The 14,433-nt window shown below is 41.7% G+C and carries 16 protein-coding genes; 8 read left to right on the top strand and 8 right to left on the bottom strand.

The features are described 5' to 3' along the window. Nucleotides 1-35: 35 nt before the first annotated feature. From C5695_RS15760 to C5695_RS15750, 3 genes are all read right to left on the bottom strand, one after another. Nucleotides 36-446 carry a thiol-disulfide oxidoreductase DCC family protein gene (locus C5695_RS15760; protein ID WP_117731513.1) on the bottom strand — a complete coding sequence of 137 codons (411 nt, stop codon included), beginning with the start codon at nt 444-446 and terminating at the stop codon, nt 36-38. Nucleotides 447-464: 18 nt separating this feature from the next. Then, nucleotides 465-2,366 (bottom strand): transglycosylase domain-containing protein, encoded by a 1,902-nt coding sequence (locus C5695_RS15755; RefSeq protein ID WP_117731512.1) that lies wholly within the window; start codon nt 2,364-2,366, stop codon nt 465-467. A gap of 108 nt (nt 2,367-2,474) precedes the next feature. After that, nucleotides 2,475-3,653, bottom strand: coding sequence for an MFS transporter (locus C5695_RS15750; RefSeq protein ID WP_272866851.1), 1,179 nt, complete (start codon nt 3,651-3,653; stop codon nt 2,475-2,477). Nucleotides 3,654-3,871: 218 nt separating this feature from the next. Here C5695_RS15750 and kapD point away from each other — a divergent pair, with 218 nt between their 5' ends. Continuing rightward, on the top strand, nt 3,872-4,489 hold the full coding sequence (gene kapD, locus C5695_RS15745) for a 3'-5' exonuclease KapD (RefSeq protein WP_117731510.1): 618 nt from the start codon (nt 3,872-3,874) through the stop codon (nt 4,487-4,489). Here the strand turns inward: kapD and C5695_RS15740 are convergent. Continuing rightward, complete coding sequence (locus C5695_RS15740; protein WP_117731509.1) at nt 4,486-4,878, bottom strand: kinase-associated lipoprotein KapB; 393 nt, start codon at nt 4,876-4,878, stop codon at nt 4,486-4,488. The two genes, kapD and C5695_RS15740, sit on opposite strands and share 4 nt — an antisense overlap. 90 nt (nt 4,879-4,968) lie before the next feature. Here C5695_RS15740 and C5695_RS15735 point away from each other — a divergent pair, with 90 nt between their 5' ends. Continuing rightward, nucleotides 4,969-5,148: a hypothetical protein gene (locus tag C5695_RS15735; protein WP_117731508.1), complete on the top strand. Its 180-nt coding sequence runs from the start codon at nt 4,969-4,971 to the stop codon at nt 5,146-5,148. Here the strand turns inward: C5695_RS15735 and C5695_RS15730 are convergent, their stop codons facing one another. Both C5695_RS15730 and C5695_RS15725 read right to left on the bottom strand, forming a co-directional pair. Beyond that, a complete protein-coding gene (locus C5695_RS15730; protein WP_117731507.1) occupies nt 5,149-6,441 on the bottom strand; it encodes an ATP-binding protein in 1,293 nt (430 codons plus the stop codon). A 133-nt stretch (nt 6,442-6,574) separates the two neighbouring features. Then, nucleotides 6,575-7,750 (bottom strand): MalY/PatB family protein, encoded by a 1,176-nt coding sequence (locus C5695_RS15725; protein ID WP_117731506.1) that lies wholly within the window; start codon nt 7,748-7,750, stop codon nt 6,575-6,577. 82 nt (nt 7,751-7,832) lie between these two features. On the opposite strand from C5695_RS15725, the gene C5695_RS15720 reads away from it, so the two are divergent. Next, nucleotides 7,833-8,093: a YugE family protein gene (locus C5695_RS15720; protein ID WP_117731505.1), complete on the top strand. Its 261-nt coding sequence runs from the start codon at nt 7,833-7,835 to the stop codon at nt 8,091-8,093. On the opposite strand, the gene C5695_RS15715 is transcribed toward C5695_RS15720, so the two are convergent. After that, the gene (locus C5695_RS15715) at nt 8,090-8,914 is read right to left on the bottom strand and encodes an alpha/beta fold hydrolase (protein ID WP_117731504.1); all 825 of its coding nucleotides are present in this window, start codon (nt 8,912-8,914) and stop codon (nt 8,090-8,092) included. The genes C5695_RS15720 and C5695_RS15715 overlap by 4 nt on opposite strands. A 176-nt stretch (nt 8,915-9,090) precedes the next feature. Between C5695_RS15715 and C5695_RS15710 the strand changes: the two genes are divergently transcribed. The 3 genes from C5695_RS15710 (at nt 9,091) to yugI (ending at nt 11,376) form a co-directional block, all read left to right on the top strand. Then, on the top strand, nt 9,091-9,591 hold the full coding sequence (locus tag C5695_RS15710; protein WP_003213765.1) for an Lrp/AsnC family transcriptional regulator: 501 nt from the start codon (nt 9,091-9,093) through the stop codon (nt 9,589-9,591). Next, on the top strand, nt 9,592-10,785 hold the full coding sequence (locus C5695_RS15705; protein ID WP_117731503.1) for an aminotransferase: 1,194 nt from the start codon (nt 9,592-9,594) through the stop codon (nt 10,783-10,785). It begins immediately after the preceding gene. A 198-nt stretch (nt 10,786-10,983) separates the two neighbouring features. After that, a complete protein-coding gene (yugI, locus tag C5695_RS15700; protein WP_007500519.1) occupies nt 10,984-11,376 on the top strand; it encodes a S1 domain-containing post-transcriptional regulator GSP13 in 393 nt (130 codons plus the stop codon). A 68-nt stretch (nt 11,377-11,444) separates the two neighbouring features. Here yugI and C5695_RS15695 read toward each other — a convergent pair whose 3' ends face one another. Beyond that, nucleotides 11,445-11,681 carry a DUF378 domain-containing protein gene (locus C5695_RS15695; RefSeq protein WP_008345792.1) on the bottom strand — a complete coding sequence of 79 codons (237 nt, stop codon included), beginning with the start codon at nt 11,679-11,681 and terminating at the stop codon, nt 11,445-11,447. A gap of 144 nt (nt 11,682-11,825) precedes the next feature. Here C5695_RS15695 and C5695_RS15690 point away from each other — a divergent pair, with 144 nt between their 5' ends. Together C5695_RS15690 and C5695_RS15685 are read left to right on the top strand one after the other, a co-directional pair. Continuing rightward, nucleotides 11,826-12,989 carry an iron-containing alcohol dehydrogenase gene (locus C5695_RS15690; protein WP_117731502.1) on the top strand — a complete coding sequence of 388 codons (1,164 nt, stop codon included), beginning with the start codon at nt 11,826-11,828 and terminating at the stop codon, nt 12,987-12,989. Between the two features lie 208 nt (nt 12,990-13,197). Continuing rightward, nucleotides 13,198-14,370 carry an iron-containing alcohol dehydrogenase gene (locus C5695_RS15685; RefSeq protein WP_117731501.1) on the top strand — a complete coding sequence of 391 codons (1,173 nt, stop codon included), beginning with the start codon at nt 13,198-13,200 and terminating at the stop codon, nt 14,368-14,370. Nucleotides 14,371-14,433: the final 63 nt, after the last annotated feature.

Here is a 14,433-nt window from a genome sequence, read left to right as displayed (position 1 = left end):
AAGAAAGCATCCTCCATTATTGGAGGATGCTTTTTTTATGAAAGAAACCGTTTTTGAATATCAGGTGTAGGCATCATACAAGATGTTTTTTGGCCGAACCATTTGTAGCGATTTTTCGCCATCCGCTCATAAAGCCAATCGCGGATAGGTCGCGGAATGGCAAGGAGTAAATAGCTCCATCTGTAGATCCCTTTTAAATGACGCGCAGCTTTTAAGATACCTGTTGATTTTGTATAAAGGGTGCCTTCTTCAATATAAATGAATGAATTAAATTCATCTAAAGGCAAACCATTTTCCTTTAAAATCCGTTGCCCTGCATCTGATTGTAATGAAGCGAACATCATTCGCTCATTCGGATCACGCTTAATGACAAATTGAACAGCGCCGCTGCACACGTTGCAGACACCGTCAAATAAAATTAAATGGGGTGGATGTGTTGAATGCATCGCAATCAAACCTCCTGTTTATCTGGCGTATTGCATCGTATTTTTCCATATACGTAAGTGCGGGCTTGAGCGATAAATTGATTCAACCGTTCCTCGGTCTCTACCAACCCATACCCCCATCGTATATTGATCTGTCAGTCCAACAAACCAAATGTCTTTGTAGTCATTGGATGTTCCTGTTTTACCACCGATGTAAGGGGAATTGAAATTCGCTTTTTTCCCTGTTCCACTTTTTACAACGGAAGAAAGCAGTTTACGCATTGTGTCATTCGTACGCTGAGAATACACTTGCTTCGGCGACTCTTTCCACTTGTAAAGTGTTTTACCGTTTAAGTCTGTTACCTTTGTAATCGAATGACTTTGCGTGTAAGTGCCTTGATTGCCAAAGACGGTATACGCATCTGTTATTTCTAGCGGTGAGAAGCCCTTCGTAAATCCGCCAAGTGCAGAAGGAAGGCGATAATCATCTGCTACGATATGTTCGAATGAGAACTTTTCTAAATAGCTGAAGCCTTTTTTGACACCGACTGTATCCAGCATTCGGATCGCAGGGGTATTGTAAGAATTTTTAAAGGCTGTTTCAAGTGTGACGGTTCCATATGTTTTATGGCTATAGTTCTGCGGACAATATCCGCTGCTGCAAAACTTGCCAGCACTGATTTTGCTTGAAGCCGTTGCACCGGTTTGGTCAATGTAAGGACCATAGTCTAAGAGCGGCTTAATCGCAGAACCAGGCTGTCTTTGCGCTTGATAGGCGTAGTTGAAATCAAACTTCTTATAGTTCTTTCCACCAGCAAGTGCGACAATTTGATGCGTTTGATGATTAATGACCGCAGATCCGCCTTCTACGCCTTGGTAAGGCAATTGTGCATTGAGCTGATAAACGGCTCGTTGCTGTAAGGAAGGATCAAGTGCCGTATAAATCTTTACGCCATCCTGAAGGAGGGCACTCACCTTTTCAGATAATTCTTTTTGTATGGCCTTTTTCGCTCCATCTGTTTTGGCCTTCTTCAAGCGTTTTGTAAAGCCTTCCTGATCCGCCACAAGATCGGTAAATTCCTCATTGGCATATGTCACATAATCAGGGTAAAGGTTTTTCTTCTCACTTAATGAGAGGCTGATTTTTTCTTTAACGGCTTTTTTGTATTGCTTTTTGGTGATGACGCCATCTTTTTTCAAAATACCAAGAAGTCGTTCTTGGCGTTTCTTCGTGTGCTTGAATTGCTTTAATGGGTCATAAAGTGTTGGGTTGTTTGGGATGGCAGAGATAAATGCCATCTGTGCAAGCGTTAAAGAACTAAGCGGCTTATCAAAATAGTAATGAGCTGCAGAACCGACACCGTAAACGCCATTGCTGAAATAAATCGTATTTAAATAGCTTTCGAGAATTTCATCTTTCGAGAATTTTCGCTCTAATTCATAGGAATAGAGCAGCTCTGTAAACTTTCGGGTGAACGATCGTTCATGGCTTAAATATAAGTTACGGGATAACTGCTGTGTGATCGTACTTGCGCCTTGGCTAATGCCATGGCTTTTAACGTTTGAGGCAAGCGCACGCACAACTCCCATAAAGTCAATGCCTTTATGGTCATAAAAGTTTCGGTCCTCTGAGCGGAGGAACAGCTCCTTCACATGATCAGGAATTTTATCGTACTTTACGAACACTCGGTTCTCATCGTTTGAGACGATCTCGGAGATGAGAGAACCATCTCGGTCATACATATAACTGTTTTGGGAAAAATCTATCTTTTCCAGCTTGATTTTTTGATCAAGCACTTCGTTAACAGGCTTTACACTTGCAGCTTCTTCCTTTGATAGATAAAAAGTCAGAACAAACAATGGGATGAGGGCAGCAAGTAATAACCAACCAATTATTGCACGAAACATGAGGTCACTCACTTTCTTCAATTTTCTAGCCATATCGTACCATTCTTTTGCGAATACGAGAAGGTTATTTTTAGAAAAGAATAGGTGTGAAGCCTATTGAAGATGGCTTCTACGCAAGAAAAAGGAGTATCTGATGCTGGATCAGACACCCCTTTCTTTTGCCTTCGCATGCGAGCGTACCGCCCATAAAAATAACGCGCCAAACAGAAAAATGCCGGCAGTGACATAAAAGACAGCTGGAATCCCGTAATGACTCGCTACAATGCCGCCAATCACCGGGCCGACGACATTCCCAAGAAAGCGGAAGCTGACATTGTATCCGAGTACTTCCCCTTGCATAGAGGCAGGTGCTTTAATCCGAATATACGCCGTCGTACAAGGAATAATCCCGCCAAGTGCCATCCCGTATAGAAAACGGTAAATGACTAACATCACGTAGGAATCCGCCATCGCTTGCGGGATAAATAAAATAGAGGAGAGGATGAGAAGGGCAAGCAGCACCTTGTCGTGACCAATTCGATCTCCGAGATCTCCCCATTTACGCGTAAAGAGCAAATTGCCAAGTCCAGTTGCAGAGAACGCAAGCCCTGCATAAAAAGCGAGATTCACCGGACCGTGTAAATCATGAATGTATAAAGCCAAAAGTGGCTGAATGCTAAAGTTCCCTACTTGTGTAATAAACGTTAAAAGCATTGTGACCACAAGCAAAGGCTGTTTGAAAATATGAACGAGCACATCCTTCCGTGAGTAAGACACGCGCTTTGCTTCTTTTGAACGGATGGGCTGTTCTTTCACTCCGAAAATAATCACAATCGCTGATACATAAATGACAGCTGCTGTGAGGAAAAAGGTATAAATAAATCCGACGCTGTCTGCCATGAATCCGCCCATCAATGGACCAAACAATCCTCCGGCGACATTACTCATCTGCATCGTTCCAAGGGTTTTACCTGCAGTTGCCTTTTCCGTCTGTGCAGAAATCAGTGCCATTGAAGTCGAGATAAAACCTGTGACAAGCCCCATGAAAAGCCGCAGTGCAAATAGTTGATAAACGGTTTGCACAAGCCCCATTAATAGAATGCTTGTTGCAATTCCAATCCCGTTAATGAGCAAAATCTTTTTATAGCCATGACGGTCACCAATCCGTCCCCAAATCGGAGAAATCAGAAAGGCTGTTAAAAACGTGACCCCAAAGACATAGCCGCTCCACCTTTGAACAAATTCATTTGAATAGCTGCTATCAAGAGATTCTATGTAAAGTGATAAAAAAGGGACGATCATTGTAATACTAGCCGATACAAAAAAGTTCACAAACCACATGATGTACAAGTTTTTCTTCCTGTTTGTGATAGAGACCACCTTCTTTATTTATTTCGTGTTCCTTAATAATTATAAAGGAAAATAAACGATCTTTCATCCGATGAATAGGTTGGGCATAGTGAATCTGCATTATTTTCAAGAAAATGAAGTGATTTCAAGGTCCGTCTTAATATAATGATATCAGAATGAAAAACTGACGAGAGAGTGAGGTGAAACCGGTGGAACAGAAGACGGTGCTTGTGGTCGATTTTGAATTTACGATGCCTGATGGAAAGTATCATCCGCAAAATTTTTTCCCTGAAATCATTGAAGCTGGGGTAGTGAAAGCGGCGGATGAAACGATCATAGACACGTTCTCTAGCTACGTCAAACCGAAAAAGTTCCCCAAGCTGACAAAGCGCTGTAAATCTTTCCTCGGTATTACGCAGCAGGATGTAGAGAGCGGAATTTCCTTTGAGGCTTTTATCGAGAAGCTCGTGTTACTTGATGAGGGAGAGGATTGTGAGATTATTACGTGGGGCAATATGGACATGAAGGTGCTGAAGCAAAACTGTATGCTCAATCACATTACCTTTCCTTTTAAGGGGAAGCTGAGGGATCTTGCCTTTGAATATAAAACCTTTTTTGGTGATCGCACACTGACAGGGCTTCGCAAAGCGGCAAAGGAATACGGAAGCGAAGGAGCTGGTAAGCATCATAAAGCACTTGATGATGCCATGACGACTTATCAGCTGTTAACCCTTTTTGAAAAAGACAGAGCCTATGTGGAAAATCCGCAAACAACTAAAATTGGTGAGCTGATCGATTTCTCACACTTTTTTGATTCGGCTGATTAGCGGGCGTCTTCTGGAAAATAATCTTTTTCGAGAGAAGATAGGCATGCTCTTGATTTTTCAGCCCATTTGGAATCATCCACACGGAGTGTTTGTTTTAATTTTTCTACGGCTTCTTTTAGTGATACTTGATAATCTGGTATGCCGCCATCATAAGGCTTTACCATATGATGAGGGATATTCGTCTGTTCACGATAGGCCAAAGCCCGTCTTTCTTGGAAAAAAGGCACGTCTGCTTCTTTTGGATGATGCAAGTCGCCTTGAGTGGGATGTGTCAGAACGGCTTTTACTTGAACGAGATAGGCCGATGGTTTCACTGCTGTCACTTCCCCAACGTAAACACCTGTTTTATAAAATCCTTTCACAACTTGTCCAATTTGAATGTTTGTCATGTGAAATTCCTCCATTTCCTTCTCGCAGGAAGGTATTTCATTTCTTTTAGCCAATATAGTGAAGTAAACGAGCAAAGGGGGGAATGGCGAATGCTGTCGTTCATCGCACTCTTTCTACTGTATTTTCCTGAAGATAAAAGGGAGTACATCCCAGCGGCAATCACCACGGTGGTTTTCTTTATTGCTGCATTTATTTGCTTTCGTCTCATCGTTCGTGCGTCTAAGAAGCAGGAGCGGATAGATGAAAAAAGGTCAAAAAAAATGGATTGATCATTTTCTTCTTGTATCTTCAGGAAACTTCACAGTGACGGTTGTCCCAGATTGCAACGAGCTTTTGAAACGAATAGTTCCATGATGATTTTCAATGATAGAAAATGTCACTGTCAGCCCTAGTCCAGTCCCTTTATTTTTCAAGGTGTAATATGGTTCGCCAAGCTTTTTCATTTGACTTTCTGTCATACCGACACCGTTATCCACGAAATAAAGGCATATTTTATGATTGTCTTTTGAAGCAAAAAGTTCAATTTTCCCTTCGTGTTCTGGGGCTGCTTCAATCGCATTTTTGATTAAATTAATCAGGACTTGCTTGATCTTCGTTTCATCACCTTGAATGTATAAGTCTGGTTCAATGGATTGATGAATCGTGACCGATTTGAAATTCGCATAGGATGTCATCAGGGATGCACATTCCTCGAGTAATTGAGATAGATTCAGAGATTCAATTTGATAATAGTTTTGTTTTGCAATGTCAAGATAACTCGTGATAATATCCTGCGCCCGGTCTAACTCAGACAGAACGAGATTTTTATAATCTTTATTGGTTGACGGCTCTTTTGCATTGTCACTAGAAAAGAGCAATTGGATAAAGCCTCTCACGACTGTCAGCGGATTGCGCACCTCATGGGCGACGCTTGCAGCGAGCTCACTTACAATGGTTAGCTTTTCAGATTGGACAAGCTGTGTTCTCATTTGTGCATTTTCTTTGATGAATTCAATGGAATAGATACTTAGCACAAGGAAGAATATGTAGTAAAGGGTTGAGAAAAATAACTCAAGGAACTTTTGCTGCATAATAAAGGCTGGGCTGTATTCCATTAAGCTGACTGCAAACAGTCCAATGTAAATAAAGAATCCTTTTGATAAACCGATAAGCACTCCATACATCAGCTTTTTCAGCTTCGGGTATTGACGCCATTTCCGGTAGAACAGAAAGGGGATGAAAAAGTAAATCGGTACAACAATGAGTCCAATCCATAAGAAAGAGCCATACATCACGAATTTGACCAGGGAACTTATCAAGATGGTGGCGATCCCTGCAGTATATCCTCCGTATAAAATCGCAAGTACAAGAGGAATAGATTGAAGCCCAGTCTGCAAGTCTAAAATCGAACCAACTGGATACATGATACATAGTGCTGAAGAGATGGATGCGAATGCTGTGATGAGCAGCTTATTCGTTTTTGGGAAATGAGCAGGGGTCCGGCTTAGCCATAGCGCATGATATAAAAAGATTGGAAATAGAATAAAAGATACATGGAGCAGAAAATCCTTGAACATTTCCATTTAAATGCTCTCCTCGCAAATAATTGTAATTCCTCTCATTATATCATCTCATCTAGAAAGTAGATATGATAAAAGGAGGGTTTTTTTCTTTAAAAAGAACACCCGTGAGGATGTTCTTTCGTTCGTATAGATCTTATGTGGCTGATTGCGTGAACGCTTGACGAAGGCGTTTCAACCCTTCTTTGACTGTGGAAGCAGGACAGCCAAGATTCATCCGAATAAAGCCGTCTCCTTCGTGTCCGTAAACGTGACCAAGCTCTAAAATGACTTTACCTTTTTTCAACAAATTCCGTTTCAAGTCCGCTTGACTGAATTGATAATCCCGAACGTCCAGCCACAATAAATAAGAAGCATCTGGTTTCATATAACGAATGTTTGGAAGATGTTCGTCAATATAGTCCATTGCGATCTTCATATTGTTTTCGAGATAAAGAACAAGTGCATCGAGCCACTCATCTCCGTGGCGGTATGCTGCTTCCATCGCAGGAATGGCAAATGCGTTCAGTTTGGCCAGTCCGTTTCGTTGCAATTCATTGGTGAAAAGAGTTCTTTTTTCTTCATCGGAAATGATAATGGCAGATGCTTGGAGCCCAGCTAAATTAAATGTTTTACTTGGCGCAATACACGTCACTGTCATATGGGCAATGTCGTCAGAAAGGCTTGCAAATGGCACATGTGGTTTTCCGTATAGCATTAAATCAGAATGAATCTCATCTGAAACGACTATGACACCATGCTTCACACATAGTTCTCCTACACGCTGTAATTCCTCTTTTGACCATGCTCTTCCGGATGGATTATGCGGATGACATAGAAACATGAGCTTTGCCTCTGGTCTGCTTAGTTTTTTCTCTAAATCATCAAAATCCATGAGATAGCGGTTGTTTTCTATTTTTAAAGGGTTAGTTGAGACTATTCGTCCATTTCGCTCAATCATTTGATAAAAAGGCGTATATACTGGTGACTGTATGACGACTTCGTCATTTGGCGCTGTATAGGCTTGGACTGCAAAACTAAGTGCTGTGACGATCCCAGGTGTGAAGGTGACATCATCTGCTCTAATGGTCCATCCATGTCTTCTTTTAAGCCAGTCAGCCACTGCCTGCTGCGTATCCTGATCTTGAAAGGCATAGCCAAATACGCCATGATCCAATCGTTCTTTTAATGCATCAAGGACGACCTGCGGCGCTTTAAAATCCATATCTGCTACCCACATTGGCAGCGCATCTGTTGTCAGGAACAAAGACTCTGCTTGATCCCATTTCACTGATTTTGAACCTTTACGTATGATCTGTTCGTCGAAATTCATGAAACCACCTCTAGCCGTTTTTCAACCATTGTTGGTTGTGCTAAAATAAACATCACAAAATTTATTATAAGCGGTGATACCGATGAAAGATAGTCAAGCTGTAGAAGAGATGATTCATGTCATTAAGGCATGGGACCCTTTTCAATATGGAGAGGACTTTTATGAAACGGAGCCTGCTGACGTCATTAGTGCATTATACGACGCAGAAGACCCGTTATCTTTAGCAAAAGACATACAAGCCATTTATCATCACTCTTTTGAGCAGCTCCTGCCAATAGAGAACTGTCAGCAGGTGGCGAATCAGCTTTTTGTCATACGAGACAGTAGCTCCTGCACACGCTAAGACAAGCTGAAATGTCCAATTTGATCAGACACAAAGACCGGATTTTCCTCAGGAATGAGGTGCCCGGTTTTTTTTAATGCATGCAAGGTCGAATTCGGCAGATCTTTGTGCAGTCTTTCTCCTATGTGAATCGGAACAATCCGATCTTCCTCACCCCAAATGAGCAGTACAGGTGTCTCCATTTTCTTTAGAATATCTGAGGTCAAATCCCCTTCCCGGTGCCGAATTAAGCGAAAGATCCCTCGGAAAATTTGATCATTAGAAAAAGGCTTTAAATAGCCGTCTACCATCTCTTGATCAATGATGGAATGATCATGTACAACGGCTGTTAAATTTTTCATAATGCCTTGTTTTAAAAGCTTTCTTTTGAGATATAAATAAAAATAAGGAATATACGTGCTATACACAAGCGATCTCTTCGACTTATTTAAATAACCTGAGCTGCACAAAAGTACCGCCTTTTCGAATAGGTCTGGCCGTTCAGAAGCAGCGTATAAAGCTATTTGTCCGCCCATCGAATGACCGACTAGTATTGCGTGCTGAATTTGTAAGTAACCAGCTAGCTCAATAATGATCTTTCCCATGTTACGATAGCTGTAAATAAACGTATTCGACTTTTCGGACTGTCCAAATGGCGGCAAATCGATTGCAATTAAATTGAAGTCTTGTTTCAGAAGCGGGATGAGCTTTCGATAGCTGAAAGTAGAAGAGAAGAGACCGTGAATTAAGATCAATGTTTTCTTCCCCTTATTTGGATAGTGCTCGTAATAGATGTCTAAACCGAATTTACTTTTCATATAAGCTGGCTGAACAATGTCCACACTCATCACTCCGATACTTGATACTCTCTCTGTTAGGTGACTGTATTGTACCCTAAAAAGTGGATTTTAAGCTATGGTTAGCATCTTTTCCCTGCTTAGCATAATGAGAAAAACGTGCTATAATGTTCAGAAGATTTTTTAAAACTAGCTTTTACAATCTGAGGTGTGAATTCAAAATGAAACTAACTGAAAAAGAAACTGAAATATTAGAGATTTTAGATGAAAACAGCCGCGCCGACTTAAATACAATTGCAAAAATGGCAGGTGTGACAACAGAAGAAGCAGAAGCCATTATTCAAAAACTTGAAGATCAAAAAGTCATTATTGATTATTCAACCATGATTGACTGGCGTAAAGTGGATGGTCACGAAGGCGTCACAGCAATGATCGATGTCAAAGTGACACCAAAAAGAGGTGTCGGGTTTGATGAAATTGCTGAACGTATTTATCGCTTTCAGGAAGTGGAGTCTGTCTATCTCATGTCAGGTGTTTACGATTTATCTGTCGTGATTCGCGGAAGGTCTATGTCTGATATTGCCCGCTTCGTATCTGAAAAATTATCGACACTTGATTCCGTTGTTTCAACAACTACCCACTTTATTTTGAAGAGATATAAACATGATGGGAAAGTGTTTGAAACAGGAGACGATGACAAAAGAATCGTGGTGTCACCTTAAATGAAAAAGTCTTATTTATCTGAAACGGTACAAAGCATTCAGCCGTCAGGTATTCGAAAATTCTTTGATTTGGCAGCCACAATGGAAGGCGTCATTTCCCTTGGTGTCGGCGAGCCAGATTTTGTGACAGCTTGGAATGTCAGAGAAGCAAGTATTATGTCATTAGAACAAGGGCTTACCTCTTATACGGCGAATGCAGGGCTGTTATCTTTGCGAAAAGAACTGAGCCACTATTTATATAAGCGGTTTCACATTGACTACAGTCCCGAAGAAGAACTCATTATCTCAGTTGGCGGAAGCCAGGCACTTGATTTGGCCTTTCGTGCGATTTTAAACAGCGGGGATGAGGTCATCATTCCAGAGCCTTGCTTCGTAGCATACGGGGCTCTTACGACACTTGCAGGTGGAGTGCCTGTTTATTTAAGTACATCGGCTGAAAAAGATTTTAAAGCAGACTCTGCGGATCTTCGTACGAAGCTGACGCCGAAGACAAAAGCCATTCTGCTTTGCTCACCGTCAAATCCAACTGGCTCTGTCTATTCAAAGGAAGAGCTTGAAGATATTGCCCAATTTGCAAAAGAGCATGACCTTCTCATTATCACAGATGAGATTTACGCAGAGCTGACATACGATGAAGCTTTTACAAGCGTCGCAGCAATCCAAGATATGAAGGAAAGAACGATCCTGATTTCAGGCTTTTCAAAGGGGTTTGCCATGACAGGCTGGCGCTTAGGGTATGTGGCAGCACCACCTGTACTGCGTGATGCCATGCTGAAAATACACCAATATTCTATGATGTGCGCGCCCGCGATGGCACAATATGCAGCGGAAGAAGCGTTGAAAAATGGACTTGAAGATGTTGAGAAAATGAAGAAAAGCTACAGAAGACGCCGTAATTTGTTTGTCGGCTCCTTGAATGAATTAGGACTGACATGCCACCAGCCAAACGGCGCATTTTATGCATTCCCGTCCATTAAAAGCACGGGCATGACGTCAGAACAATTTGCTGAGGAGCTGCTCCTTAGTGAAAAAGTAGCCGTAGTCCCTGGGAATGTCTTCGGCCCGAGTGGTGAAGGTCATATTCGTTGTTCATATGCGTCGTCTCTTGACCATCTACAGGAATCACTTTCAAGAATGCAGCGCTTTTTACAGAATCGACAAGTGAAAGAAGAAGCACCTGTCATCATAAAATAAAAAAAGGCATCAATCCATCAGGACTCATGCCTCTCAAATTAGGGGGGAATACTAGAAAGCATTCTTGTTTTCAGGTATTCCCCCTTTTGATCGGATCTAAACCTCATTAAAAAATATTTTGCGTAACTGACCTTTCTATGATATAGTTTTTAATTGCGTATAAACGAATATTAAAACATTTATTTAGGAGTTGTTATCATGGCGACAAAGTTTGAAGTAGGCAGTGTTTACACTGGTAAAGTAACAGGATTACAAGCGTATGGTGCGTTTGTTGCATTAGATGAAGAAACTCAAGGACTTGTGCATATTTCTGAAGTAACACATGGCTTTGTAAAAGACATCAACGAGCACCTTTCAATTGGTGACGAAGTACAAGTAAAAGTTCTTTCTGTTGATGAAAATGCAGGTAAAATCAGCCTTTCTATCCGTGCGACACAAGATGCACCTGAAAGAAAAGAAAGCAAACCAAAGAAACAAAGACCACAGCAAGTGAAAGAAGAAGCTGCTGCACCACAAGGTTTCAATACACTTAAAGATAAACTTGAAGAGTGGATTGAGCAATCTAACCGTAAAGATCTTATCAAGAAATAAAAAAAGCACCGCTTCAAACGGTGCCTTAGGCTGCCTCTTATAGGTAGCCTTTTTTTATGTCCTTTTCTTTAGCGAACCTCTGGATTTGGCTCGTCACGGCGAACAGCTTCTTCACTTGGCTTGAACAATAGACCAAGATTGACAAGACCTGCAATTCCAACAAGACCATAAATAATACGTGATAATGCAGCACCTTGTCCGCCAAAGATCGCTGCTACTAAGTCAAATTGAAAAAAGCCGATTAGTCCCCAGTTAATAGCACCAATAATCGTGAGCACGAGGGCAATACGTTGAATAGCACTCATCGTGATTCCTCCTTTCGCTACAGCATCAATACATTTATATTTTGCAGATTTTTAGCCAAACTATGCGTAAGAAAATGGATTAAAGCAAATTACTTTACTTTTGGAATGATTGAGGCGCATAATGTAGCCCGAGGAGGAGATCACATGGATCGATTTACTTATTGGAACCCAACAAAATTAATGTTTGGAAAGGGAGAAGTATCTGCCCTTTCAGATGAACTCAAACACTACGGAAAAAACGTATTGCTTGTATATGGTGGAGGCAGTATTAAACGAAATGGCCTTTATGACCAAGTTGTCAGCATTTTAAAAGAATCAGGTGCTGAAATCACTGAACTTGCTGGTGTTGAACCAAACCCACGCTTAACAACCGTCAGAAAAGGCGTTGAGCTTTGCAAAGAGAACAACGTTGATTTTATTTTGGCAGTCGGCGGCGGAAGTGTCATTGACGCAACAAAAGCGATCGCAGCTGGTGCGAAGTACGATGGAGATGCTTGGGATATTGTCACTCGTAAGCATGTCCCAATGGAAGCTATCCCATTTGGTACGGTATTAACACTTGCTGCAACAGGTTCTGAAATGAACTCTGGATCAGTTATTACAAATTGGGAAACAAACGAGAAGTATGGCTGGGGCAGTCCAGCAGTCTTCCCTAAATTCTCTATTCTTGACCCAGTGAACACATTTACTGTGCCAAAAAACCATACAATTTATGGTATGGTTGACATGATGTCTCACGTGTTTGAACAATACTTCCATCACACTGAAAATACGCCTTATCAAGATCGTATGTGTGAAGGACTTCTTCGTACGGTCATTGAAACAGCACCGAAGCTGATCAACGATCTAGAGAACTATGAGCTGCGTGAAACCATCTTATTCACTGGCACCATTGCGCTCAATGGGATGCTGTCAATGGGGGCTCGTGGTGACTGGGCATCTCACAACATTGAGCATGCGGTATCTGCTGTTTATGATATCCCTCATGCCGGCGGACTTGCGATCTTGTTCCCGAACTGGATGAAGCATGTCATTCAGGAAAACCCAGGCCGCTTTAAACAATTAGCGGTACGTGTATTCGATGTGGACCCTGCGGGCAAAACAGACGAAGAAGTAGGCTTAGAAGGAATCGACAAATTGTCAGCTTTCTGGACAAGTCTTGGTGCACCAAATCGTTTAGCGGATTATGATATCAACGATGAGAAAATGGATTTAATTGCAGACCGTGCAATGGCACGTGGTGAATTTGGTCAATTTAAAAAGCTTAACAAAGAAGATGTTCTAGCTATTTTGAATGCTTCTTTATAAACGAACAACTCAGCGTGATAGAAAACCTTTGTAGTCTAGGAAGGGCGAGAGCGCCGGAGCGCAGACCTGACAAAGAATGCGAGGGTTTGTCTACACACTGGATAGCTGCTTTCATGCAGCTATCTTTTTTTTGAGTTCAACGTGTACATATGTTACAGTAATCTTTCCTGTTTTTGAGTCTATACACTGTAAGGAGATGTATCAACAGATGGAAAACTTTATTTACTATAATCCAACGAAATTAATGTTTGGAAAAGGACAACTAGAGGGACTAAAAAGCGAACTCGCTCGTTATGGAAAACGAGTGTTACTTGTATATGGCGGTGGCAGCATTAAGAAAAATGGTCTTTATGACAATGTCATCAGCGCGTTAAATGAAGCAGGAGCCGAAGTATTTGAGCTATCAGGTGTTGAACCAAACCCGCGCCTCAACACAGTGAAAAAGGGAATCGACATCTGCCAAAAGGAAAAGATTGATTTCTTATTAGCCGTTGGCGGCGGAAGTGTGATCGACTGTACAAAAGCAATTGCGGCTGGAGCAGAGTATGACGGAGATGTTTGGGACATTATCTCAAAGAAAACAACCGCTCAAAAAGCATTGCCATTTGGCACAGTGCTGACACTTGCAGCAACTGGTTCAGAAATGAATCCTGACTCTGTCATCACAAACTGGGAAACGAATGAAAAATATGTGTGGGGCAGTTCCGTGACTCACCCTGCTTTTTCCATCCTAGACCCTGAGCATACATATTCTGTGCCAGAAAACCAGACGGTGTATGGCATGGTCGATATGATGAGCCACGTCTTCGAGCAATACTTTCATAATGTAAAAAACACACCGCTACAAGATCGAATGTGTTTTGCTGTTCTTCAAACAGTCATCGAGACAGCACCAAAGCTACTTGAAGACTTACAAAACTATGAGCACCGCGAAACGATCCTGTATGCAGGAACCATTGCTTTAAATGGCACGCTGCAAATGGGCTACTTTGGTGACTGGGCTTCTCATACGATTGAGCATGCTGTATCGGCTGTCTATGACATTCCGCATGCAGGTGGACTTGCTATCCTCTTCCCAAATTGGATGCGTCATACACTCGATCACAATGTAGAACGCTTTAAAAACCTCATGCTAAGCATGTTTGACATCGAGACAGAAGGAAAATCAGATCGTGATATCGCATTAGAAGGAATCGACAAATTGTCAGCCTTCTGGACAAGCCTCGGTGCACCAAACCGTCTAGCAGATTATGACATTGGTGAAGATCAACTGGACAAAATTGCCGACATTGCGGCGAAAGAAATGGAATACGGTGGGTTTGGTAACTTTATGAAACTTGGTCGTGATGACATTCTTTCTATTTTGAAAGCTTCTTTATAATTCAGCTTGCCGTTTCTCATAGCGAGAAACGGCTTTTTGCTATGCGAGTGACGATCACTTGAT

The organism is Bacillus pumilus (genome assembly GCF_003431975.1).
In the GTDB taxonomy this organism is placed as follows: Bacteria; Bacillota; Bacilli; order Bacillales; family Bacillaceae; genus Bacillus; species Bacillus pumilus_N.
The sequence above is the reverse complement of the archived record's forward strand: the minus strand, read 5'-3'. Positions and strand labels throughout refer to the sequence as shown.